The sequence below is a fragment of the Pseudomonas sp. UM16 genome (assembly GCF_050312595.1).
Taxonomy (GTDB): Bacteria; Pseudomonadota; Gammaproteobacteria; order Pseudomonadales; family Pseudomonadaceae; genus Aquipseudomonas.
In genome coordinates this window covers 139,752-163,855 of sequence record NZ_JBNPJT010000003.1, presented here as the reverse complement: position 1 = coordinate 163,855, position 24,104 = coordinate 139,752, and the positions used below count along the sequence as shown (strand labels likewise).

Below are 24,104 nucleotides of genomic sequence, written 5' to 3'. Positions count from 1 at the left end.
ATCAGCTATGCGTTGACATCAAAGCGGATGTGTTCTCCCAGCCCGCATACCATCAGGCTGGCATGCAGCGTCAGCGAGCTGCGCTTGCGACTTTGTTCGAGCACTTCCTTGATAACCTTCTTTACCTCTCGTTCCGCTTGCTGGCGTTTTTCGATAAGCAGGCCATGAAGTGGCAGTTGGCCCGTCAGGGTCGTGTCGATATCCGTGACGGTCGCCCAATCAGCGTAATTGCGCATTTTTTCCCGCGCCGTGGTTGAACTGCCGTCGAGTGTATCGGGGATGGAATAGGTCAACTGGAAATCATGCTTGGGCATGGCACATGGTCCTTATGTCGTATGAGTGGGGTGCCAGCTTTTACCGCCGGCACGTCCTCAGGCGTCGCACATCCTTGTTGGCGCACTGATTGATTTGTTTGCGCTTTGAGTAAGTTGTAAGGGTGTTCTTGCAACTTTAAATGTGCGCGTAACTGTCGAGATGTATATTTTCCGATAGTTGCCGTGGAACATAAATTGTTGAACTTTATCTGTCCACTTTTAAAACGAGGTGCAGGCTGACGGGCTCATTGTCAGGGGCTATAAATACAGCCATCAAGGCATTTACAGGTATGGCAATTTGAGATTAAAAAATAAACAAAATGTTTATTGAAGTAGCGGTTATTCATCCTTCAACCTACAGTTGAGGGGCAGGAGCAGTACCAAGGGGTTCAAGTTTGACTGGGCCACGCTTATGGAGCAGGGAGACGGTAGGGTGGAAATGGGCGACAAAACCTGGGAAAACCTGAGTCATGCAGCAACGCTGTCAAACGCATTTGACTATGCGTGCGAGGGAGTGAAGGACCTGGGATTCGATTTCTGCAGTTTTCTCTCCTGGAACAGCCTTCACCCTCATCCCGTACTGTTAAGCACTTGCCCTGCGGCTTGGGTTGAGCGCTACACCGCCCGGAACTATGCCGAGTGCGATCCACGGGTTGGCGCGTGTCGACGCTCGCTGCTACCGGTGTGCTGGACTGACGCGCTGTTCGCCGATACTCCGCAACTCTGGCAGGAAGCACAAGCCCACGGTCTGCGGTGCGGTGTGTCTCAGGGCAGCCACAGTACAGGAGTGTTCAGTGTATTCAGTGTTGCACGTGGCGAGCCGACGCTGTGCACTCATGAGTTGTATGAGAAAGCCGGTGACATCCAGTTGCTGGGCACATTCCTGCATATCCACCAGGCACAAGATGCACGCCAGCAAACACTCGAGCTGCATCTGAGCGCGCGTGAAATTGAGGTATTACAGTGGACCTCCCACGGTAAATGCGCTGAGGACGTGGCGAAAATTTTAGGATTGTCTTGCTCTACGGTGAACTTTCATTTGCGCAATGCAATGACCAAACTCGGTGTTCACAACAAGGTCGCAGCGGTGGCGCGGGCAGTGAAACTGGGGCTGATCGCTGAAAGTTAGCCGAACTGGGGTGCACCGTCAGACGCTGACAAATTCGCAATAGATGTTAGGTCTTTTTGGAATTTCACCTCAGCTATTGGCAAAAGATGCACTAGCCTAAAGCACGCGGCAAACACAGTACAAGCCAATAGCGCCCGGCACAGGGCGAAATGAAATGACCGTGGAGCAAGGAATGGGGCGTTGCAAGGCAAAGGGAAGTCTGCTGGCTCGTTGTCGGCGCGGGTTTCTGTCGGGGCTTATGCTGATACTGGTGTCCGGCCTGTTGCCGGCCTGGGCTAACAGCCAATCCAGCGCTCGCGCACCCGCGTCAGCCAGTTCGAGTCAAGGCTATGTCGCTACGGCCACTTGTCTGGGCTGCCATAGCGAACAAGCCCAACAGTGGAAAGACTCCGATCACGGCTGGGCCATGCGCGATGCCACTGCGCAAAACGTGCTGGGTAACTTCAAAGACGCACGCTTTGATGAGGCCGGGGTCAAGGCCCGGTTCTTTCGCAAGGGTAAACGTTATTTCGTCAACACCGAAGGCGAGACGGGCAAACCTGCCGACTTTGAGATTCTCTACACCTTCGGCCATTACCCGTTGCAGCAGTATCTGGTGTCCTTGCCACGCGGGCGGCTGCAGGCACTGACCATTGCCTGGGACAGTCGCACCAAAAGCGCGGGCGGGCAACGCTGGTTTTCGTTGTATCCAGGCCAACGCTTTGCCCCCAATGATCCGTTGCACTGGACCGGACGCTATCAGAACTGGAACGGCATGTGTGCCGACTGCCATTCGACCCGGCTGATGAAAAACTACAACGACAGTGAGGATAGTTTTGCCTCTACCTGGCAGGAAAAGAACGTCGGTTGCCAAAGTTGCCATGGCCCAGGCCAGGCCCATGTTGATTGGGCAAAGGCGGCTAAGTCGGCAAACCCCATGGACAACACCGACGCCTCGGCCGCCGCTATAGGACTTGCCGTGGACTACAAGGCAATGGGCAGTCAGGGGTTGGTCGAACAATGCGCCTTTTGCCACAGCCGTCGGCAAACCCTGGGTGTCGGCCAGATGCCCGGCCATCCACAACTGGACCAGAGCCTACCAGCGACGTTGCGCAGCGGTTTGTACCACGCGGATGGCCAGATTGACGGCGAAGTCTACGAATATGGTTCGTTCACCCAGAGCAAGATGTATGCAGCGGGTGTGGGCTGCACCGATTGCCACAACCCGCACACCAACAAAGTCAAAGTCGAAGGCAATGGCTTGTGCCTGCAATGCCACAATAGCCAGCCACCCGTAGCCCGTTTTCCTAGCCTGCAGACCAAGGACTACGACAGCCAAGCGCACCATCACCACCCTGCGGGCAGCCCCGGCAGCCAGTGCGTCAACTGCCATATGCCGACCAAGACCTACATGGTGGTGGACCCGCGGCGTGACCACAGCTTGCGTATACCGCGGCCGGATCTGGCCGGTAAAGACGGCAGCCCGGACGCCTGTACCGCCTGCCATACAGATAAAAAGCCGCGATGGGCGGCGCAAGCCATTGACGGCTGGTTCGGCACCCCGCAGCGTGCGCCGCACTATGGCGAAAACTTCCATGCCGTGCGCAGTGGCCAGGGCATCGCGTTCAGCCAACTCAGTGCGTTGTTGGCGGATCAGGGCAAACCGGCAATTGTGCGTGCTACCGCCGCAGAACAACTGGCCGATCTGGGCCGTCAATCAACCATCAGCCTCGGCTGGGCACTCAAGGACCCTAGTGCCTTGGTACGCGCCTATGCCGTATCAGGTTTTTCCAGTGTACCTGCGGCGCAACGCCTGCAACCGTTGCTGCCGCTGCTCAGCGACCCGACCCTGGCCGTGCGCGATGAAACCGTCCGAGTGTTGGCCGATGTTCCGGTTGAACAGTTGCCGGCCGAGTCGCGCGAGACCTTCAACACCTTGCTGGCTGACTACGAGCGTCGTTTGCGCGGTAACGCTGACCTGCCAGGTGGGCGCCTGAACCTGGCAGTACTGCTGAGCCGCCAGGGGCGAAATGACCAGGCAATGGACGAATATCGCCAGGCCTTGAAGTTCGACCCGTACTTTGTCCCCGCGCGGGTCAACCTGGTGACCCTGCTGGGCGCCGCGCAACGGCTGGACGATGCCGAGCAGATTCTGCATGAGGGCTTGGCCCTGGAGAACATGCCAGTTAGCGATCATGGCAACCTGGCTTACATGCTGGCGTTGTTGCTGGTCGAGCAGGGTAAACCCGAGCCCGCACTGGAGTGGATGGAAACGGCCGCCGTGGCGTTACCGAACAACACCCGTATTCGCTACAACCAGGGCCTGTTGTTGTCGCGCCTGAATCGTCGTGACGAGGCCATCAGTGCTTTGCGCAGTGGCTTGCAGCAGGCCCCGGACGATCCTGACCTGCTGTACTCGTTGATCTACCTGCACGCCCTGGCAGGCGAGCGCAGCGAAGCCTTCGGCTATGTCCAGCACTTGCGCAAGGTCGCCCCTGATGATCCACGTCTGCAGGCGATCGAGCCTTATTGGCAGAAGCCCTGACCAAGGGTTAACGCCGCGCCTGGCCGGCTTGCGCATGCACCAGCTGCTGCTAGGATTTAAGCCATTGCTGCCAAGTCAGGGAGTGAATCAGTGTCCATACGCGAACAAGTTGCTGCACTGGAAGCGAGCGTTGCGCAACAGGTGTTGGGGCAGGCCGAAACCATCCGCCATGTAGTGCTGGGTTTGTTGGCCAATGGGCACGTGCTGCTGGAGAGCCTGCCGGGCCTGGCCAAGACCCGTACGGTCAAAGCCTTAGCCACGCACCTGGATGCCCAGATGCGGCGGATCCAGTTCACCCCGGACCTGTTGCCATCGGATATTACCGGTGGAGAAATCTTGCAGCAGGGAGCCGAAGGCAACCAGATCAAGTTTCAGCCGGGGCCGCTGTTTGGCAATGTCATTCTCGCTGACGAGATCAACCGTGCACCGGCCAAGGTCCAGGCCGCTCTGCTCGAAGCCATGGAAGAGCGGCAGATTACCGTGGCCGGGCAAAGTTACCCAATGTCTGGGTTGTTCATGGTCCTGGCCACCCAGAATCCTATCGAGCAGGAAGGCACTTACCCATTACCGGAAGCGCAAATGGACCGATTCCTGATGAAGCTGCAACTGGACTACCCCAAGGTCGCTGATGAAACCCTGGTGTTGCGCCTGGTGCGCGGCGAAGAGCAGCACGGCGGTGATGCGGCCCAAGCACCTCAGCGCCTACCGCAGGACGTGGTGTTTGCCGCGCGCAAAGAGGTTGCTGCGATTCACGTCGCCGAGGCCATTGACCACTATGTAATTGACCTGATCAACGCCACGCGTAACCCGGCAGCCTACAACGAAGACCTGGCACGCTGGATCAAGATTGGCGCCAGCCCGCGCGGTGGGATCAGCCTGGACCGGGTAGCGCGGGCACATGCCTGGTTGAGCGGAAATGATTTTGTTTCGCCCGATGATGTGCGCGCTGTGGTGCATCCTGTGCTGCGCCATCGCTTGCAGCTTTCTTACGATGCGGTAGCCGACGGCATCACGGCAGATCAGGTGATCGACCGACTGCTGGATCATGTCGCGATTCCGGCCTGAGCCCATGGCTACCTTGCATTCAGATACACCGCCAGCCGATGGCTTGGTCTACGCCTCGCTCAGTCAGCTGATGGCGCTGGAGCATCGCGTACGCGGCTTGAGCTTTCTCGCCCGGCAACCGTTGGCGAGCATTCTCTCCGGCAATCATGCTTCACGCCTGCGCGGTCGCGGCTTGAGCTTCGATGAGTTGCGTCGCTACATTCCCGGCGACGACCTTCGCCATCTCGACTGGCGCGCCTCGTTACGTTATGGCAAACCCTTTGTTCGCACCTTCACCGAAGAGCGTGACCGGCCGACGCTACTGTTGGTCGACCAGCGCATGAGCATGTTCTTCGGCTCCCAACGCAGTTTCAAATCAGTTGTCGCCGCGGAGTTGGCGGCATTGTCGGCATGGATCGCGTTACATGCCGGTGACCGCGTGGGCGGCCTGGTGTTCGACGATCAAGGGGTTCAGCACATACGGCCGTTACGCAGTCGGGCGCGGGTTGAAGCGCTCTGCGCTGCGGTGATACGCAGCAATCAAAAACTCTCGGCCACAGCAGCGGACGCCGAAACGGCCAACCAGCTTGATGTGGTCCTGCGTAACTGCATCGCTGAGGCCAGTCACGATAGCCTGGTGTGCATCATCAGCGACTTTTCCGGCGTTTCAACGCAGACCCTTCAGCTGCTGCGCCAGCTCAGTGCGCACAACGATGTAATCGCCATGCAAGTGTATGACCCGATTGCGCTGGACCTGCCCCAGGAGGGGCGCTTGACCGTGACCCAAGGGCAATTACAGGTGGAGCTGGAGGTTGGCCGACGCCAGGTCAATCGGCCATTGGCGCAGTTTCTGTCTGGGCGCTTGCGCAGTGTTGCCGAGTTGCTGCGTCGCAGCCAGGTGCCGTTGATGATGATCAGTACAGGGGAGGAGCCACTGCTGCAACTGCGTCGTGAACTGGGCCGGTTGTCGGGGGTGGCCCGATGACAGCGCAAGCGCCACCGAATATCGACCAGCTCCAGGAACTGGCGTTGCCAACGCCGCCATTTAGCTATGCACCGCAAACCTGGGGCTGGTTGTTGCTGTTGCTGGTGGTGGTCGTCCTCCTCAGTTGTTGGGGGATAAGCTACTGGCGACGCTGGCAACGCAATCGCTACCGGCGCGAAGCATTGGTTTACCTGGATGGCCTGGAGCACAACCTCACCGATACGTCGCAGCGCTTGCAGGCGTTGCGGGAACTACCGGTGCTGCTCAAGCGCGTAGCGCTATCGATGAATGCTGCTGCCCCAGCAGCGTCACTCAGCGCAGGACAGTGGCAAGGGTTTCTGGCTCAGCATGCACCAGCGCCGCTTGCGCAGGATTTTGCTGCGCACCTGTACACCCTGGCCTACGCGCCTGACCACCTGGTGCTGGGTATCCCCCAAACCGAGATCAATGCGCTGTTTGCGACCAGCCGGCAATGGATCGAGGCCCATCATGTGGCAGTTTGACTATCCCTGGGCGCTGTTGCTGTTGCCACTACCCTGGTTGGCTTACCGTTTCCTCAGTGCTTATCGTGAAGCCCACAGTGCGCTGCGGGTGCCGCTCTTCGCCGCCATGAGCCGTGCCATTGGTCAGCAACCTGGCAGTGCCCGCGCCGGCGCTGGGCGATGGCAGTTGGCGCTCAACCTGCTGGTCTGGGCGCTGCTGTTGGCCGCATGTGCACGGCCGGTGTGGGTCGAGCAGGCCATCGAACACCAGCAGCCGATTCGCGACATGATGCTGGCCATCGACATATCCCAATCGATGCAGACCCAGGATTACACCGATACCAACGGCCACAACAGTGATCGCCTGACGGCGGTGAAAGGCGTGGTGCGTGACTTCATCGCTCAGCGCAAGGATGATCGCATTGGCTTGATCGTGTTCGGCACGGGCGCCTATCCCCAGGCGCCGTTCACGCTGGATCATGCCAGCCTGGGTGTGCTGCTCGATGAGGTCGGGATTGGCATGGCCGGCCCAAATACCGCGCTGGGGGATGCCATCGGGCTGAGCATCAAACTGTTCGAACAGGCCAAGGAGCAGGAGAAAGTGCTGATCCTGTTGACCGACGGCAATGACACCGGCAGCGCCATCACCCCCGAACACGCCGCGCGGCTGGCCAAACAGCGGGGGATCGTGGTGCATACCATAGGCATCGGTGACCCGCAGGCCACTGGCGATGCCAAGGTTGATCTGGCAGCGCTGCAGAATATCTCCCGGATCACTGGCGGGCGCTTCTTCCGTGCCGGCGATCGTCAGGCGCTGCGTGATGTCTATACGACGCTGGACCAGATCACCCCGCACAACGTCAAAACCTTGCGCCACCAACCCAAGCGGGACTTGTTCTGGTTGCCTTTGGGTGCAGCGCTATTGTTGTCGCTGCTCTGCCAAACGCTGGCAGCACTGCTGAGCCGCGTTTCAGCCGTTGCTCAGCCACGCGTACAATCGGCAGGTTGAGGCATGGACATCGACTTCAGCGCTTTTCACTTTCTGCGCCCTTGGTGGCTGTTGTTGATTGTCCCGGCAATCCTGCTGCCCTGGATCTGGGCGCGCCGTCATGACCTCAAGCGTCAGCTCAAAGGGCTGATTGCTGCGCATTTGATGGAGCCGCTGCTGATCACTCCGGACGATCAGCAGCGTGTGCGTCCGGTTCACCTGCTCGCGGTGCTGCTTGGCCTGGGCGCCGTGGCCGCAGCCGGGCCGACCTGGACCCAGGACACGCCGGACTTTCTCGACAACCGCGCGCCATTGATCCTGGCAATCGACCTGTCGCCGTCCATGGATGCTGATGACGTACCGCCTTCGCGGCTGCTCGCGGCTAAACACAAGCTCCATGACCTGATTCAGCGGCGTGCCGGGGCACGTACAGCGCTGATCGCCTACGCCGGCAGCGCCCACCTGGTGTTGCCGGCCACTGAAGACCCGGTACTGCTCGACACCTTCCTGCAAGCGTTGTCGACCGATCTGCTTGAGCAATCTGGCAAGGACGTTGTTGGCGTGATCGATCAGGCAAAAAAGCTGCTCGATGCCGAAAAAATGCCTGGCACCTTGCTGCTGGTCACTGATGGTGCCGCGTCCGAGCAGTTTGCCGACATTCCCAAACGCTTGAGCGGCAGTGACCTGCAAGTACTGGTGTTGGCAGTCGGCACGAAGGACGCTGGCGTGTTGCGGGATGCCCAGGGCCGCCCGCGGATAGCCGATGATGGCCAACCCTTGCAGGCGACCTTCGATACCCAGGCGTTGAAACAACTGGCGCAAGCGGCGCACGCGCCATTGGGCAGCCTGACACTCAATGATGACGACCTGGACTGGATAACCCTGCATGCTCAGCAGCACTTTCAAGCGGTTCAAGGTGATGAGCAACAGGTGCATTGGAAGGATGCTGGTTATTGGTTGTGCTGGCCATTGGCGTTGATTGCACTGTTTTGTGTGCGCCGCGGCTGGCGGGTGAACTGGCTGGGTCTGCTGCTGCTGGTAATGCTCGGCGCCCCGCTCGAGTCGGCGCGCGCCGGTGTAATGGCCGATGCGTTCTTCACGCCTGATCAGCAAGGGCGCTGGGCGTTTGAACACGGCCATTTCCCCCAGGCTGCCGCGCACTTCAGCGACCCGTACTGGAAAGGCGTGGCGGCCTACAACGCGGCGGACTATCCCGTAGCGCTGGCCAGTTTTGCCCACCTGGACAATGCCTCAGCGTACTTCTATCTGGGCAATATCTACGTGCGCCTGTTCAAGTTTCCTCAGGCCATCAGCGCTTACCAGCAAGCCCTGCACAAACAGGCGGATTTTCCCCAGGCCAAAGCCAATCTGGCCCTGGCCCAGGCCTTGCTCAAGGACTACGAGGATCAGCAACAGGCCGGCACCCCGGATGAGAAGGCCGACAAAGTAGTCGAGGACCAAACGCCCAGTCAGGGCGCGCAGCAAAAGCAGGTCAGCACCGCGCAAGCAGCCTCGGATGAGTTGTGGCTGAACAACCTGACGACATCGCCGGCACAGTTTCTCAAACGCAAGTTCACCCTGCAGAACGCCGAGCGTCAAGCGCCTGGGGAGACGCCATGAAACTCCTAGGGCTGCTGTTGCTGCTATGCGCGCCACTATTGGCAAGCGCCGCCCCCGAGGTCCGCGTGCAAAGCCGACTGGTTCCGCAATCCGGTGTCGTGGTCGGCGCCACTGTCAGCCTGCAGGTTGACCTGCTGGTGGACACCTGGTTTACCGCCGCGCCGATCTTGCCCAAGCTGGAGTTGCCCGGTGCCGTGGTGACCCCGCCCGGGGGAGAGGCGCAGCACCTCAATGAGCAGCTCGATGGCAAGGCCTTTTTTGGCTTGCGTTACACCTACCAGATCACACCGCAGGTGGCGCAGACATTCAGCATCCCGGCGCTGGCGTTCCAGGTGCAGCCGGGGCAGGGCAGTGGGCAGGTGACGCTCAACAGTCAGCCGCTGACCTTCGTTGCCAACGCGTTGGCAGGTACCGGTAATCAGCAGCGCCTGGTGGCAAATCAGCTGGCGGTCACCCAGACCCTGCTGCGCTCCCATGAGCCTTTACGAGTGGGTGACAGCATCACCCGGCAGTTGACCCTTGAGGCGCAAGGCGCACAGGCGATGCTGATTCCGCCACCCTCCTTTGCTCAGGTAGTGGGCCTGAAGCGTTACCTGCAGCCCCCCACAGTAGCGGCCTTGAGTGACGGTCGAGGAGGTGTCTCCGGCGGTAAGCGTGTAGACAGCGTGACCTATGTGATCGAACAGCAGGGCGCGCATAGCCTGCCGGCCATTGCTGTGCAGTGGTGGGACACCAGCAGCGGCGAGGCGCGCACGGCGTCGGTCGAGGCCGTGAGCTTTACCGCAGGCAAAGGCAGTTACAGCACACCGTTTGATATCAATGAGGACTTGCGTGCCCTTGGCCGCCAGGCCCATGTGCGCATCGCCGGGCACTGGTTGTTGCTGGCGACCTTGGCGCTGGTGGCAGCGTGCCTGATCTACTTCGGGGGCCCATGGGCGCATGCTGCGGTAGTTTGGCTGCGGCAACGACGGGAAAACCGGCGGCGTAACTGGCTGGCGTCCGCAGACTACGCCTGGCAGCTGCTGCGCCAGCAGTTGAGCGAGCGCCCGTTGCAATTGGGTGGACTCTACCTGTGGGTGCGCCGCAGTAGTGGCAAGCGCACGCTGTCGGAATTTTCTGAAGAATTGTCCGACACAGCAGTCAATCGTTCACTAGACTTGCTCAAGATTCGTTATGCCCCTACCGATTCGGCCGAGGCTGCACCCACCAACCTGGTGCAATCGCTGGCGTTATCACGGCGGCAGTTACGCAAGCGTAAGGTCGCCTATCCGCAGTATGGATTGAGGCCATTGAACCCTGACTCGCATGAGTAAGGTACGAGGAATCTGCTCAAGGACGTTCTATGCCTCAACGACTTCAGGTACGTTGGTTGCTCAGTCTGCTGGTGCTGGTACCGCTTCTGGTGCACGCAGCGGACCCTTTGCCCTCCTGGTACAACGGGACTTCGCGCCAAGCCATCGAGCAGTTTGTCAGCGCCGTCAGCACAGAAGGCAGCAAGGATTATGTGCCGGTGGCAGAACGCATTGCGGTGTTCGACAATGACGGCACCTTGTGGAGCGAGCAGCCGATGTACTTCGAGGTGCAGTTTGCCCTGGATGAAGTCAAGCGCCTGGCTCCGCAACACCCACAATGGAAAACCCAGCAACCGTTCAAGGCGGTCCTTGAAGGTGACCACAAGGCCTTGGCTGCAAGCGGCATGGATGGCCTGCTGAAAATTGTCGCCGCGACCCACTCCGGTGTCAGCACCGAGGCGTTTATCGCCCAGACCCGAAGCTGGCTCGCCACGGCGGTTCACCCAAAAACCAAGAAGCCTTACACCGAGATGGTCTTCCAGCCGATGCTGGAGCTGCTCGAGTACCTGCGCGCCAATGGCTTTAAGACTTACATCGTCTCGGGCGGCGAAGTGGCTTTCATGCGGGCGTTCGCTGAAGAAGTCTATGGCATTCCCCCAGAGCAGGTGATCGGCACGACCCTGGAGACGCGCTTTGACGACAGCAAGGGCACGCTGACCATCCAGCGCCTGCCCAAGGTACTCCACAACGATGATGGCCCGGGCAAGCCGGTCAGCATCGACGCTGTCATTGGTCGTCGACCGATCCTGGCGTTCGGTAACTCCGACGGCGACCTGCAAATGCTGCAATGGACCATGGCCGGCAGCGGCAAGCGTTTTGCGGGGCTGGTGCATCACACCGATGTCAGACGCGAATGGGCCTATGACCGCGACAGCAAAGTCGGTCGCCTGAACAAAGCGCTGACAGCTGCCAACAAAGACGGCTGGACCGTGGTTGACATGGCCCGCGAGTGGCGCCGGGTCTATCCCTTCGACAGTATTGAGGACGAGTAAACGAGATACCGCAGGCGCACAAGGAACCTTCAACAAGGTACCTCTGGTGCACGTAGTCGTGGCCGATGCCAGTAAACGTGAGACGGAGAAAGTGGCACTATGAAACTCAATAGACGATGGATAACAACAATGACCCTTGCCGCGAGCGTGGCGGCGGTGATGAGTGCCGCGCAGGCGGCGGAGAAACCCAACATCCTGGTGATTTTCGGCGATGACATCGGCCAGACCAATATCAGCGCCTATGGCAAGGGCGTAGTGGGCTACCAAACTCCCAACATCGACCGGATTGCCAAAGAAGGCATGATGTTCACCGACTACTATGCCGAGAACAGCTGCACCGCGGGTCGCTCTTCCTTCATCACGGGTCAGACACCCTTGCGTACCGGCTTGTCCAAGGTCGGCATGCCGGGTGTTCCGGTTGGCTTGCAGGACCGTGACATTACCATCGCTCAGGCACTTAAAGCCGAAGGCTATGCCACCGGTCAGTTCGGTAAAAACCACTTGGGTGACCGTGATGAGTACCTGCCGACAAATCATGGCTTTGATGAGTTCTTCGGCAACCTGTATCACCTCAACGCGGAAGAAGAGCCTGAACGTCCGTTCTGGCCTAAAGATGACCCTGAGTTTCTCAAGGCGGCATCACCCCGTGGTGTGATCAAATCCAGTGCTGACGGCAAAATCGAAGACACCGGTGCACTGACCAAAAAACGTATGGAAACCATCGACGACGAGACCACGCAGGCTGCAATCAACTTCATGGAGAAGCAGGTCAAAGCCAATCAACCGTTCTTTGTCTGGATGAATACCACGCGTATGCACGCCTTCACTCACGTGCGTGAGTCGATGAAGGGCCAGAGCGGTATGCTGGGCAACGACTATGCCGACGGCATGCTTGAGCATGACGGTGACGTCGGCAAACTGCTCAAATCGCTTGATGATATGAAGATTACCGACAATACCATCGTGGTCTACACCACTGACAATGGACCGAACCAGTGGTCATGGCCGGACGCGGCAACTACGCCGTTCCGTAACGAGAAGAACTCCAACTGGGAGGGCGCATATCGGGTACCGGCGATGATCCGCTGGCCAGGCAAGGTGAAGCCAGACACCATCTCTACCCAGATGTTCTCGGGGCTCGACTGGTTTCCGACGCTACTGGCCGCAGTCGGCGATACGGACATCAAAGAGCGTTTGCTCAAGGGTGCCGATGTGGGCGGCAAGAACTTCAAGGTGCACCTGGATGGGTTCAATCAGCTGGATTACTTGACCGGTAAATCCGACAAGAGTGCACGTGAAGAATTCTACTACTTCAACGACGATGGCGAGCTTGTCTCCATGCGTTTCGGTAACTGGAAGTTGGTGTTCTGTGAGCAGCGTGCGCCCGGTGGTCTGCAAGTGTGGAGCGAACCGTTCACCTGCTTGCGGGTACCAAAAATGTTTAACCTGCGCATGGACCCTTATGAGCGGGCTGACGTGGTATCAGACCAGTACTACGACTGGTTGACCAAGAACGACTACCTGATTTTCCAGGGCACCCGAAAGGCCGCTAAGTTCTTGCAGACCTTTGTTGAGTATCCGCCAAGCCAGCGTCCGGCCAGCTTTAGCATTGACCAGATCCGGGCTGACGTAGACAAGAAGATTGAAGAGAAGATGAAGAAGTAAGGCAATGCCAGCGCCCGTCACTGACGGGCGCTTTCTTTTTTACTTTGTTTTTCGGCCGCGATGCTGGCGCCGATAAGGTCAATTGATGCCTTCAGCTATCAGCCCCTCTGACGTCCAACCTTCGGTTGCGGATCTGGCCGGTCAACCGCTGCCCCTGCATATGCGGGTTCCGGCCTTGCTGTTGTGTGTGTCTGGTGCAGCGGCGCTGGTGTATCAGGTGCTGTGGGTCAAACAACTTTCTCTGGTAGTGGGGGTGGAGGTGTATGCCATCACCGCCGGTATCAGTGCTTTTTTTGCCGGTTTGGCTTTGGGCGGCCTGGTATTTGGCCGCTGGGCAGATCGTTTACGCCGTCCGGTCAGGCTGTATGCCAGCCTGGAACTGGCCGTAGCGATACTCGGGGTATCGAGTACTCTGGCGCTGGCCAATTGCGCCGGGCTATTCGCGCGCCTGGAAAGTCATGTCGGCTTGCTTGCCTGGTTGCTACCTATGTTTCTGGTGGGTACACCGGCGTTCCTCATGGGCGGTACCCTGCCAGTGCTGGTCCGTGTCCTGACTCCCGCACAAGGCCAATTGGCCGAGGCGGGAGGTCGTCTCTATGCCGCTAACACGGCCGGGGCCATCGTCGGCACGCTGCTGGCGGCCTTTGTGCTGCTGCCGCAAGTGGGCGTCAGCGGTAGTGCACTGGTGGCGGCGTCGCTCAATTTGCTGGCCGCCGCTGGCGCCTGGATTGCCCGCCGCCGCGATGAGCACACGCCGGTAAACCTTCACGTTGCAACCGGGCCGCGTTCACCGGCGGCGCGACTGGCCATTGCTTTGTACTGCGTGGCCGGTGGTGTCGCGTTGGGTTATGAAGTGGTGTGGACGCAGTCAATTGTCCAGTTCATGAGCACCCGTACCTTCGCCTTTTCCGTGGTGCTGGCCACGTACCTGGCTGGCCTGGTGCTAGGCAGTGCGCTGTATGCCCGTCGTGCTGACCGGATTCGCGACCCTTGGGGGTTGTTTGGCTTACTGATCGCGCTGGCGGGGTTGCTGGCACTGGTACAGATTGCCGGGCTCGGTCGCTGGCTGATCATTGCTCAGACTCAAGTCGAGGCGCTGGTGCTGCAGCTGACCGGGAATGAGCTGGCCGGCATGTGCGCACGCTTTGCCACGGCGGCGCTGGCGGTGGTGTTCCTGCCGACCACGGTGCTGGGTGCGGCGTTCCCGTTGGCACTGCGCCTGAGTGTCGACAGCCAGCAAGTGGGCCGTGATGTCGGTGCAGTGGTTGCACTCAATACCGTGGGCGGCATTATTGGAGTGATGCTCACCGGTTTTGTGCTGGTGCCCGGTGTTGGCCTGGTACGAACCTTGATGGCGCTGGCGCTGCTGGCGGCCGCCGTGGGTTGCGTAGCCGCCTGGCGTGGCAAGGGAGTGGCGCGAGGGATGCGCCTGGTGATTCTCGGGGTAACCTTGAGCAGCGTGGTGATTGGCGTGCTGACACCGCCGCAGCGCTTGGCCGAACTGTTGCCAGGCGCTCGCAACGGACAACTCACCTTCTATGAAGAGGGTCGCGGCGGCACCGTTGCCGTGGTCGCCCAGCAGCGTCAGAACCGCACCTTCAACCGCCTCTATATTCAAGGCGTGTCCAACACCGGTGATGCCATGCCGTCGCTGCGCTACATGCGCCTGCAGGCGCTGCTACCGCTGTTGATTCACCGCCAGGAACCGCGCTCGGCCATGGTCATCGGCTTTGGCACCGGGATTACCGCAGGCGCCATGTTGCGCTATCAGGGATTGGAGCGTCCGGTAGTCGCCGAACTGCTGCCTGAGGTCCTGGAGGCAGCACCGCTGTTCAGTGGTAACTTCAATGCCATCAATGATCCGCGCCTGGATATTCGTCTTCGTGACGGCCGTCGAGAACTGCTGCGCAGTGCCGAGCGCTATGACTTGATCACCTTGGAACCGCCTCCGCCTTCAGCTGCCGGGGTGGTCAACCTGTACTCGCAGGACTTTTACCAATTGGCGGCGTCGCGGTTGGAGGAGGATGGCATTGTCGCCCAATGGTTGCCGTTGCCGACCCAGAATGTTGACGACAGTCGCGCGCTGGTGCGCAGCTTCCTCAACGCCTTTCCCCACGCCTCGTTGTGGACCACCGAGTTTCACGAAATGCTCCTGATTGGCTCGCAGGCCCCGCTGGAGCTGGATGCAGCACGTATCAGCCAGCGCTTTGCGCAACCTCAGGTGCGCCAAGCGTTGGCTGAAGTCGGAGTCGATTCGGTCAGTGCTTTGCTCGCCACCTGGGTGACCGACCGTCAAGGCCTTGAGCGTTTTGCCGCCAATGCCGAGGCGGTCACCGATGACCACCCGCGCATCGAGTACGCGCCCTGGGTGCGTTCTGGAGAGATAACCCGGGTATTGCCGCAACTGCTTGCGCTGCGCACGGCACCGCCGCTGATCAACGCCGACGCGGTGTTACAGGGCGCGGTTGAAGATCAATGGCAAGTGCTCGAGCGTTTTTATGCGCTGACCCTCCTTGCCTATAACGGCGATCGCCAAGCATGGATAAGAGAGGTCCGCCAATTGATGCGTACCGAGGCCGGCAACCCTTACTTTCGCTGGTTCATCGGTGGCGGCCAATGAGCCGCACGCGGCTCAGTATGCAGCGCTGAACAATACCGCTTCGTTTCTTCCACGCTTGGCCTGGTACATGGCTTGGTCAGCCGCTTTGATCAGGCTGTCAATATCCTGGGCGTGTTGCGGGTACACGGCAATGCCGATACTCGGGGTTACGAAGTCGATCTGCAGCGAATCCAGCGTTACCGGTTGCCCCAGCTTGGCCAGCAGGCGTTGCGCCAGCCCTTGGGCGCCGGCGGCGTCGGCGCTGAGAATCAAGGTGAATTCGTCACCGCCCAGGCGATAGGCCTGATCGGGTTTGCGCACAGCGCTGCGTAGCCGTTGCGCCATCTGTACCAGCAAGGCATCACCGACATCATGGCCAAAACTGTCGTTGACCTGCTTGAAACGATCCAGGTCAATGAACAGCAGTGCCAACGCGGCGGGCGCTTCGTTGATCCGCTGTTGCAGATGCTCGTAGAAGGCCTTGCGGTTACCCAGGCCGGTCAGGGCATCGCGGTAGGCGATATCCAGCAGTTGGCTCTGGTACTCCACATGGCGGCTGACATCATGGAGGATGCCGCGGTATCCACGGATCCTGCCCTGGGCATCAAGGATGGTCGACAAGCGTGTTTCATAGTGGCAGAGGCTGCCATCGACGCGGCGCAAGCGCCCCGACATCACCTGGGAACTGTTGCCGTCGATGCTGTTGATCAGGGTCAGGAAGCGCTGATTGGCGTCTTCATCGAGCAACGTCTGCACGCGAATACCTACAGGCGATTGCGATTCATAGCCCAGCAGCTGACAAAAGGCGCGATTCACCGAGACAATCTCGCCCTTGATATTCAGCTCGAAATAGCCTTCTTCAATCGCCTCAAGGATCGCCCGGTCCCGTGCTTCACTCTGTTCGAGACGCTCAAGGGTCTGGTTGGCTTCCTGGGCGAGGTAGCCCAGTTCATCCGCGCCGCTGTCGCTCAATCGCGAGCTGACATCCGGGCCGATCCTGGCGAACTCATCGTGCATGCGCGAGACTCGGCGCAACAACAGGAACTCCAGGCCAAGGTAAATCAGCAGCCATGCCAGCAGTACCACGGCTGTCGAGACCACCAGGAACAGGTTGATTGCCTTGCGGCCTTCGTTATAGAGGCGCCGCTCGCGAGTAAGCTCCAGCACCAGTTGCTGCTCATCGGGACTGTGACTGAATAACAAGGCAATTTGCTGATGGCGCTCATCCGGCAAGTGCCGGCTACTGAGGGAAATCTGCTCTTGATCCTCGGCACGAGGGCGATTGAGGGCAGTTTCACTGGCGCTGTACTGGCTGGCCGGGACCACACGCAGGTTACCTTTGAGTTCGGTTTGCAAGGCGTTAAGGCGGCTGGCGTCGAGCAAGTGGCCTGCAACCAGGGTGCGGCTGGGCTGAGCAGGGTGCTGTGCTGAGGTGACGCTTGCCAGAATCAGCGGTACACCCTCAAGCACCACCAGTTCAACCTGAGAGGTTTGCGCCGCGTTGTTTTTACTTAATTGTGCTGCTCGTTGGTGGATGCTGCTGCGCAAATGGGTCAGATCGACGCGCTCGCTGGTTAGCAGCAGCGGTCGAGAGGCCAGGTCGATAGGCCGCCACTGGTCCAGCTGTAGGGTGCCAGTGGCATCGAGCTGCAGTAAAAAGTCGAAGTTCAGTTGTTCGAGTGTCGCCGGTTCTACGGCCTGGGTTGGATGTTCGGGGCTCATTTGCTGAGCGAGGCGCTGCAAACGGTCCAGGTCGAAACCGATACTGTTGCTCATCAACGCCCGCAAGCGTTTGGCTTCATTGACCAGCAATAGTTCGTCCTCTCGATCAAGGCGCTCAAGCATCATCGTTTGCGACAGCACATAGACCAGGCCCAACGTCAGGGTAAGGGGCGGTACGAATAGCCAAAGCAGTTTTTTGCGGAGGGTCATGCGCGCAGTTTCCGTGAAGTCGACAGCCGGAGCCTTCAGCCCAGGAGTCTAGTCAACCAGAGGGGCGCAAGGGAAGGTGTCAGGTCCGTCGATGCGTACAGCCGAGCCCAGGTGGTTGTCGGCCTTTTCGTTTACGCTGTGGGCTGACTACCTCTGTATTGAAAGGATATTCATGAGTCCAGCGCGCTCTGCAGGTCTGGATCTTCTTAAGTGGCTGGCGATGGCCACCATGGTTGCTGATCACCTGCGCTTTATCTGGCCGACGGCTGAGTGGCTGTTCATCATCGGTCGTCTGGCGTTTCCACTGTTCTGCCTGGCAATTGCTGCCAATGTGGCGCGCTCAGCGCCAGGGCAGATGTTTACTGCGGCCAATGGTCGTTACCTGGGCTGGATGCTGGCCTTCTCAGTGTTGTCTGAGTGGCCTTATCACGTGCTGGATGTCGGCACCGGGACCTTGAACATCTTACCCACCCTGACCCTGGGGCTATTGGTCGCGTGGGGTGTTCACCATCACCTTCGTGCGATGCGCTGGGTTGCCTTGGGCACGCTGCTGGTAGCGCTGTTGGCGTCGGATGTACTGATGTATGGCTGGCCCGGGGTGTTGCTACCTTCGGCATTTTTGCTGGCACTTCACGGCGGTAGGGGCACGTGGCTGGTGCCAGGCTTTGTGGCGGCGCTGGCCAATTTGACCAACCATTGGTTGCGGACCAATGTCTTTGAGCCGATTACCCTAATGACCGCGGCAGCGGCCGTGGTTGCAGCGCCGCTGGGGATGGGGGTGTTGCGGGGGCATTACGCGTGGCGTGTCTGGCGGGTAGGGCGCTGGGGTTATCTGTTTTATCCGCTGCACCTGTTGCTGATCAAACTGTTGAGCCTGTAGGCGCTGGCCTTGCCGGCAAGGCCAGCGCCTACACAATCAGGGCAAGGTCGTTGCCCCACAATGCCAGTCAGTCAGCCAATGCCGGCAGGGCGCAGGTATTCAGGCGCCAACAGGTTCGACCAGATCAGGATCATCGACACCAGGATGGTCACCAGCACCAGCAAACCGACACCCCAGACGCTGGCCGAGTACAGCATGCCCTGTTCCTTGCGCAAGCGCAGGAAGGTTGGCAGACCGGCGAACAATAGGAAGGTGGCATAGGCCGAGGCGGCCAGTAGCACGATGATCGCCAGCCAGCGGTCCGGATACAGCCCGGCGATACCGGCAACGAAATAGGGCGTAGCGCTATAGGCGGCAAAGCCGACGCACTGGTTCAAACCTGGACGCGCGTCGAAGGTCCGCGACATCCAGCGAATGAAGCCGCCCATTATCCACACACCGATGATGATGGTCAGATACAGCAATACGCTCAACTCCAAGGCGCTGGCACTGCTCAGACGCACCGTTTCGTTCTCGGCCAAACTCCATCCAACCGCCGTCATGCCAATAAATAGACACACCGGCGGGATCAGCCCCATCAGCAGCAAATGGATGAAGTAATGCCGAGGGTGTTGTTCTTCGTCGTGGCGAATATCCAGCCAGGCATTGTTCGGCTGGGTAAAGAGTTTCATCAGGTGACTTGTCATATCAGCCTCCGGATCATGGGCGTAATGCGCCCTTGATGATCTATGGAGGCCAGGGTGGTGCCAGGGTTTCATCTTTCTTCCCAACGGCCAGAAACTGCTTTGAACCATCCGACGCTGGATTGGCTCACAAAGGAGTGTTCCCTACTTCACTAAAAGGAGTTACCGGCATGAACGAACAAACCTGTGCCTGCCCGGATTGCAATTGCAAAGTGGGCGCCAATCCGGTTGTGCGAGACGGCAAAAGCTACTGCTGCCAGGCCTGCGCCGACCACCATCCCAATGGCAAACCCTGTACGGCCAGTGGCTGCGGCTGTGCTAACAGAGGCTCTTCGGCCAAAGGTTAAGCCATTGGGCAGCGCCCTGTTGAAAGGCCGCCGGCCTTAGCCCTTTGCGGTTGATTCAACATACCCGCCAAGGGTCGCGGTCAGGCTGCCAGGCCAAAGTCTGCGAACGCTGCTATTCCTAGTGCTGAACAGGTACCGAAGGAATAGCCGTTAATGCTGGTCATCGAACAGCTGTGCAAATCGTTCACCACTGCCCAAGGCACTTTGCCGGTGTTGCAGGGCGTTGACTTGCACCTGGCACGAGGCAGCAGCCTGGCCCTGATGGGGGAGTCGGGCAGCGGTAAAAGCACCTTGCTGCATTTGGTCGCCGGGCTTGATCGAGCTGACAGTGGACACATCCTCATCGACGATGCACCCCTCGATGGCCGCTCGGAGGCGGCCTTGGCGCGCTGGCGCCGGGAAGGCGTTGGTCTGGTGTTTCAACAGTACAACCTGATCAGCAGCCTGGATGTTGCCGCCAACCTGGGGTTTCAGGCCAGGCTGGCCGGCCGGCATGATCCGCAGTGGCAGGAGTACTTGACCGAACGCCTGGGGCTGACGCCAGTGTTGCAGCGCTATCCCGAGCAACTGTCCGGTGGCCAACAGCAGCGGGTTGCCATTGGCCGGGCGCTGGCTGGGCGACCGCCGCTGGTGTTGGCCGACGAACCTACCGGCAGCCTCGACGAGGCCAGTGGCGACCAGGTGCTGGCGCTGATGCTGCAATTGGTCAGGGAGGCTGGTAGCAGTGTGCTGCTGGTGACCCATAGCTCGCGTTTGGCAGCCCAACTGCAACATCGGTGTTTCCTGCATGCCGGGCGCGTGCAGGGCGAGAAGGGTTGATGAGCCCCTTGCTGATCGCTTTGCAGGCGTTGCTCAGTCATTGGCAACGGCATCGCTTGCAGTTTTTCAGCATTGTCACCGGTTTGTGGTTGGCCACGGCGCTATGGACGGGCGTGCAGGCGCTAAATAGCCAGGCGCGCAGTGACTACGCCCGTGCCAGCGCAGTGTTGGCGGGGGCGGCACAGGCGCAACTGGTTGGTGCTGAGGCAGAGCGCTTCGAGCAGTCGCTGTACGTGCAGCTGCGTCAGCGTGGCTGGCCCGTCACCCCAATCTTGGAGGGACGCCTGCGTTTTGCTGCAGAGCAGCCACTGACGGTACGCCTGATCGGCATTGAGCCGCTAAGCCTGCCAACAGCCATGGTTGTTGCCGGTACCCAGGTGCAAAGCTTCGATCTGCAGGCGTTCATCGGCGTGCCGGGACAAGCCTGGATTGGCCCGGACACACTGCAGCGATTGGGCAAGAACGTGGGTGAACAAGCGGTCAGCAGCGATGGCCAGGTGCTACCGCCGTTCGTGCTCAAACCGCAGTTGGCACCGGGGGTCATTGTCGTGGATATCGGCTATGCCCAAGCGCTGTTGCAGGCGCCGGGGCAGCTGTCGCGATTATTGCTGACAGCGACACCGGGGCCCTTGCCTGCCGAATTTGCGAACCGGCTTAAAGTGCAACCGCCCAGTGATGATGGCGGCTTGCAGCGCCTTACCGACAGCTTTCACCTCAACCTGACGGCCCTCGGGCTGTTGGCGTTCGTTGTCGGGCTGTTTATCGTTCATGCTGCCATCGGCCTGGCCCTCGAGCAGCGCCGCGGCCTGATTCGAACCTTGCGGGCCTGTGGCATCAGCTTGAGTACGGTGTTGGTCAGCCTTGCGCTGGAGCTGGGCGTGTTTGCGCTAGTGGGCGGTTTGGCCGGGGTTGCCAGTGGTTATGCCTTGGCTGTGCTGCTTCTGCCCGATGTCGCTGCCAGCCTACGAGGCCTGTACGGTGCGCAGGTCGCCGGGCAACTGAGTCTACCGGCCTGGTGGTGGTTGGCGGGCGGCGCGATGAGCGTGTTGGGTGCTGTGTTGGCAGGTGTCGGCAGTGTGCTGCGTGCGGCGCGTTTACCGCTGCTGGCACTGGCACAACCGCAGGCGTGGAGAATCGCTCAAGGGCCGTGGTTGAAGCGTCAGGCAATGGTGGCAGGAGTTTTACTGCTGGTGGCGATCAGCTATTGGCAGTTGGGCAACAGCCTGACCAGCGTCTTGCTGTTGCTCGCCGCCTTGCTGCTGGCGGCAGCGTTGCTGTTGCCTGCCTTGCTCGATGGCGCTCTGCTGATCTTGACACGCTACTGCCATCGACCACTGACGCAATGGTTCATCGCCGACAGCCGCCAACAGTTACCGGCACTGAGCTTGGCACTGATGGCCTTGCTGCTCGCGCTGGCGGCCAGTGTCGGCGTGGGCAGTATGACCGAAGGCTTTCGCAAGACTTTTACCGGCTGGCTCGACCAGCGCCTGTCAGCCGACCTGTATGTCAGCCCGCGGGATACTCGGCAAGGCTTGCAGGTACGCGATTGGCTTGCCCGGCACGCGCCCGTCACTGCGGTTTTACCCAACTGGCGCATTGAGACACGCTTGAACGATTGGCCGGTACAGATCCAGGGCATCATCGATCATCCGGCTTACCGTAGCCATTGGCCGTTACTGGAGCGCCGTGCAGACGCCTGGGAACAAGTGGCCAGCGGCCGCGCAATCATGCTCAGTGAACAGCTTGCCCGACGCTTGCATCTCAAGCTCGGCGATAGCCTGCAATTGCCTAATGTGTCGCTAACCGCGATGACCGTGGTGGGCATCTATGCTGACTATGGCAACCCCAAGGGGCATCTGCTGGCCAATGCCGATTGGCTGCGCCGGCATTGGCCGCAGGCGAACCTCACGGGGCTGAGCATCAGCCTGGCGCCCGAAGCAACTACGGCGCTGAAAGCCCAACTGCTGCAACGCTTTGCCCTTGATGACAGCCGAGTTGTCGAGCAGTCGAGCTTGAAGCAGTGGTCAACCGAGGTCTTCAGTCGAACCTTTGCCGCCACCGCTGCCCTCAATAGCCTGACCTTGGGGGTTGCGGGTGTCGCTTTGTTCATCAGCCTACTGACACTGGCGCAGAGTCGGTTGGGACAACTGGCGCCACTCTGGGCCCTGGGTGTTGGGCGCACGCAACTGGTGTGGCTAGCGCTTGGCCAGACCTTAATGCTGAGCAGTCTTACCGTAGTGCTGGCGATTCCCCTGGGCATCGGGCTCGCTTGGTGCCTGGTCGCCGTGGTCAACGTGCAGGCATTTGGCTGGCGATTGCCGCCGCACCTGTTTCCTCTGCAACTGCTGCAACTGGCGGTGCTGGGTGTGCTCACCAGCCTGCTGGCCAGTGCCTGGCCGTTGTGGCAATTGGCGCGGCGCCAGCCAAGCGAACTGTTGAGGCAATTTGCCGATGAAGCCTGAAGCCTGTGCGTTGATGCTGATCCTGCTGTTGTGCGGGTGTGATCAACCTGAACCGGCGGCGACAAGCTTTGCCGGGCTGGGGCAGGATGGCGCTGCTTTCAAACAGGTGACGCGCAACCGGGTGCTGGTGTTTCCCCGCGACCACGGTGCCCATGATGGCTTTCGCATCGAGTGGTGGTACGTCACCGCCAATCTCAAGGACAGCCAAGGGCGCGACTGGGGTGTGCAGTGGACGTTGTTCCGCTCAGCGCTGCGACCCGGTACGGAAACGGCTGACTGGCGTAGCCCGAACCTGTGGCTGGGTCACGCCGCGCTGACTGGCCCAGGCGGTCATCAATCCAGCGAGACCCTGGCACGCGGGGGCATCGGCCAGGCGGGCGTTGAAGCTCAGCCGTTCCGGGCCTGGATCAACGCCTGGTCGCTGCAGGGCAGCGATAGCATCGGCCAATTGCGTATGCGCGCCAGCGATCCGGGCTTTCGCTATGACTTGAATCTGGTCAGTGATCGGCCAGTGGTGCTGCATGGCATTCAGGGTTACAGCGAAAAATCCGGCAAAGGCCAAGCGTCTTACTACTACAGCCAACCATTTTATCGCGTCAGCGGTGAGGTTGAACGCAACGGTCAATGCATTGCGGTAACCGGCCAGGCCTGGCTGGACCGCGAATGGAGCAGCCAGCCGTTGGCGGCTGGCCAGTCGGGTTGGGACTGGTTTTCCCTGCACCTGGACAGTGGCGCCAAGCTGATGTTGTTTCAGGTGCGCGAGACCCAAGGGTTGCCTTATCGGGCGGGCACCTGGATCAGTGCCACGGGCCAGGCCCAGGCATTGCAGAGTGAACAGATCCAGCTTGAGCCACTGGCCTGGACCCGCCAGCCACCGGGCCCCAAGGTGCCGACGCGATGGCGGGTACAGGTGCCGGCATATGGCGTGGATGTGCAGGTTGAAGCGCTGGAGCCCAACGCCTGGATGAACACCCGCTTTGCTTATTGGGAAGGGCCGGTGCGTTTGCAGGGCAGTACAGCGGGCATCGGCTACCTGGAAATGACCGGATATTAACTGGGCTCTACTGTTTTCAAACCTAAACTCTGGGTGAACCGTAACAAATAGCCGTCGGGATCAAGCAGCAAAAAATTGCGCTCGCCGTGAAAGCAGTCATGGTCGCGGTACCAGCATTCCTCAACCGGCCGGCGTAATTCGTAGCCAGCTCTTTCAATAGCGCTTGCAAGCGCCGTGGCGTCAGAACAGCGAATTGAAAGATTCATCCCACGCCCAGATACTACGTAATTACA

18 protein-coding genes and 3 pseudogenes are annotated in these 24,104 nt (G+C 59.9%); 17 read left to right on the top strand and 4 right to left on the bottom strand.

Translation table 11 applies throughout. The features are described from left to right. Positions 1-5 precede the first annotated feature (5 nt). Positions 6-314, bottom strand: a complete 309-nt coding sequence (locus ACQRAX_RS04515; RefSeq protein WP_412039241.1) for a hypothetical protein — start codon at positions 312-314, stop codon at positions 6-8. Between the two features lie 439 nt (positions 315-753). Here ACQRAX_RS04515 and ACQRAX_RS04510 point away from each other — a divergent pair, with 439 nt between their 5' ends. From ACQRAX_RS04510 to ACQRAX_RS04455, 12 genes and pseudogenes are all read left to right on the top strand, one after another. Further along, positions 754-1,443, top strand: a complete 690-nt coding sequence (locus ACQRAX_RS04510; protein WP_412039242.1) for an autoinducer binding domain-containing protein — start codon at positions 754-756, stop codon at positions 1,441-1,443. Positions 1,444-1,681: 238 nt separating this feature from the next. Continuing rightward, on the top strand, positions 1,682-3,967 hold the full coding sequence (locus ACQRAX_RS04505; protein WP_412039243.1) for a tetratricopeptide repeat protein: 2,286 nt from the start codon (positions 1,682-1,684) through the stop codon (positions 3,965-3,967). Between the two features lie 90 nt (positions 3,968-4,057). Then, entirely contained in the window at positions 4,058-5,032 is a 975-nt protein-coding gene (locus ACQRAX_RS04500) for an AAA family ATPase (RefSeq protein ID WP_412039244.1), read from the top strand. Between the two features lie 4 nt (positions 5,033-5,036). Further along, the gene (locus tag ACQRAX_RS04495) at positions 5,037-5,996 is read left to right on the top strand and encodes a DUF58 domain-containing protein (RefSeq protein WP_412039245.1); all 960 of its coding nucleotides are present in this window, start codon (positions 5,037-5,039) and stop codon (positions 5,994-5,996) included. Then, complete coding sequence (locus ACQRAX_RS04490) at positions 5,993-6,499, top strand: DUF4381 domain-containing protein (protein ID WP_412039246.1); 507 nt, start codon at positions 5,993-5,995, stop codon at positions 6,497-6,499. Before ACQRAX_RS04495 ends, ACQRAX_RS04490 begins: the two co-directional genes overlap by 4 nt. Then, complete coding sequence (locus ACQRAX_RS04485; RefSeq protein WP_412039247.1) at positions 6,486-7,487, top strand: vWA domain-containing protein; 1,002 nt, start codon at positions 6,486-6,488, stop codon at positions 7,485-7,487. The genes ACQRAX_RS04490 and ACQRAX_RS04485 overlap by 14 nt, the downstream gene beginning before the upstream one ends. Before the next feature lie 3 nt (positions 7,488-7,490). Further along, positions 7,491-8,039: pseudogene (locus ACQRAX_RS04480) on the top strand (VWA domain-containing protein); the annotation flags it as partial. Between the two features lie 743 nt (positions 8,040-8,782). Beyond that, positions 8,783-8,881: pseudogene (locus ACQRAX_RS04475) on the top strand (hypothetical protein); the annotation flags it as partial. 201 nt (positions 8,882-9,082) lie between these two features. After that, positions 9,083-10,399 (top strand): hypothetical protein, encoded by a 1,317-nt coding sequence (locus ACQRAX_RS04470; protein ID WP_412039248.1) that lies wholly within the window; start codon positions 9,083-9,085, stop codon positions 10,397-10,399. A 29-nt stretch (positions 10,400-10,428) separates the two neighbouring features. Further along, entirely contained in the window at positions 10,429-11,430 is a 1,002-nt protein-coding gene (locus tag ACQRAX_RS04465; RefSeq protein ID WP_412039249.1) for an HAD family hydrolase, read from the top strand. A 99-nt stretch (positions 11,431-11,529) separates the two neighbouring features. Then, positions 11,530-13,095 (top strand): arylsulfatase, encoded by a 1,566-nt coding sequence (locus ACQRAX_RS04460; RefSeq protein WP_412039250.1) that lies wholly within the window; start codon positions 11,530-11,532, stop codon positions 13,093-13,095. Positions 13,096-13,255: 160 nt separating this feature from the next. After that, positions 13,256-15,715 (top strand): fused MFS/spermidine synthase, encoded by a 2,460-nt coding sequence (locus ACQRAX_RS04455; protein WP_412039379.1) that lies wholly within the window; start codon positions 13,256-13,258, stop codon positions 15,713-15,715. A gap of 12 nt (positions 15,716-15,727) precedes the next feature. Here ACQRAX_RS04455 and ACQRAX_RS04450 read toward each other — a convergent pair whose 3' ends face one another. After that, positions 15,728-17,626 carry a diguanylate cyclase domain-containing protein gene (locus tag ACQRAX_RS04450; protein WP_412039251.1) on the bottom strand — a complete coding sequence of 633 codons (1,899 nt, stop codon included), beginning with the start codon at positions 17,624-17,626 and terminating at the stop codon, positions 15,728-15,730. A 172-nt stretch (positions 17,627-17,798) separates the two neighbouring features. Here ACQRAX_RS04450 and ACQRAX_RS04445 point away from each other — a divergent pair, with 172 nt between their 5' ends. Continuing rightward, the gene (locus tag ACQRAX_RS04445; protein ID WP_412039252.1) at positions 17,799-18,506 is read left to right on the top strand and encodes a TraX family protein; all 708 of its coding nucleotides are present in this window, start codon (positions 17,799-17,801) and stop codon (positions 18,504-18,506) included. A gap of 71 nt (positions 18,507-18,577) precedes the next feature. On the opposite strand, the gene ACQRAX_RS04440 is transcribed toward ACQRAX_RS04445, so the two are convergent. Beyond that, positions 18,578-19,192 carry a Yip1 family protein gene (locus ACQRAX_RS04440; protein WP_412039253.1) on the bottom strand — a complete coding sequence of 205 codons (615 nt, stop codon included), beginning with the start codon at positions 19,190-19,192 and terminating at the stop codon, positions 18,578-18,580. A 35-nt stretch (positions 19,193-19,227) separates the two neighbouring features. Between ACQRAX_RS04440 and ACQRAX_RS04435 the strand changes: the two genes are divergently transcribed. The 4 genes from ACQRAX_RS04435 (at position 19,228) to ACQRAX_RS04420 (ending at position 23,871) form a co-directional block, all read left to right on the top strand. Continuing rightward, a complete protein-coding gene (locus ACQRAX_RS04435; RefSeq protein WP_427867726.1) occupies positions 19,228-19,536 on the top strand; it encodes a metallothionein in 309 nt (102 codons plus the stop codon). A 153-nt stretch (positions 19,537-19,689) separates the two neighbouring features. Next, a complete protein-coding gene (locus tag ACQRAX_RS04430; protein ID WP_412039255.1) occupies positions 19,690-20,355 on the top strand; it encodes an ABC transporter ATP-binding protein in 666 nt (221 codons plus the stop codon). After that, entirely contained in the window at positions 20,355-22,817 is a 2,463-nt protein-coding gene (locus ACQRAX_RS04425; protein WP_412039256.1) for an ABC transporter permease, read from the top strand. Before ACQRAX_RS04430 ends, ACQRAX_RS04425 begins: the two co-directional genes overlap by 1 nt. After that, the gene (locus ACQRAX_RS04420; protein WP_412039257.1) at positions 22,807-23,871 is read left to right on the top strand and encodes a lipocalin-like domain-containing protein; all 1,065 of its coding nucleotides are present in this window, start codon (positions 22,807-22,809) and stop codon (positions 23,869-23,871) included. The genes ACQRAX_RS04425 and ACQRAX_RS04420 overlap by 11 nt, the downstream gene beginning before the upstream one ends. Here the strand turns inward: ACQRAX_RS04420 and ACQRAX_RS04415 are convergent. Beyond that, a pseudogene (locus ACQRAX_RS04415) lies at positions 23,868-24,086 on the bottom strand (VOC family protein); the annotation flags it as partial. The gene ACQRAX_RS04420 and the pseudogene ACQRAX_RS04415 sit on opposite strands and share 4 nt — an antisense overlap. Between the last annotated feature and the right edge of the window lie 18 nt (positions 24,087-24,104).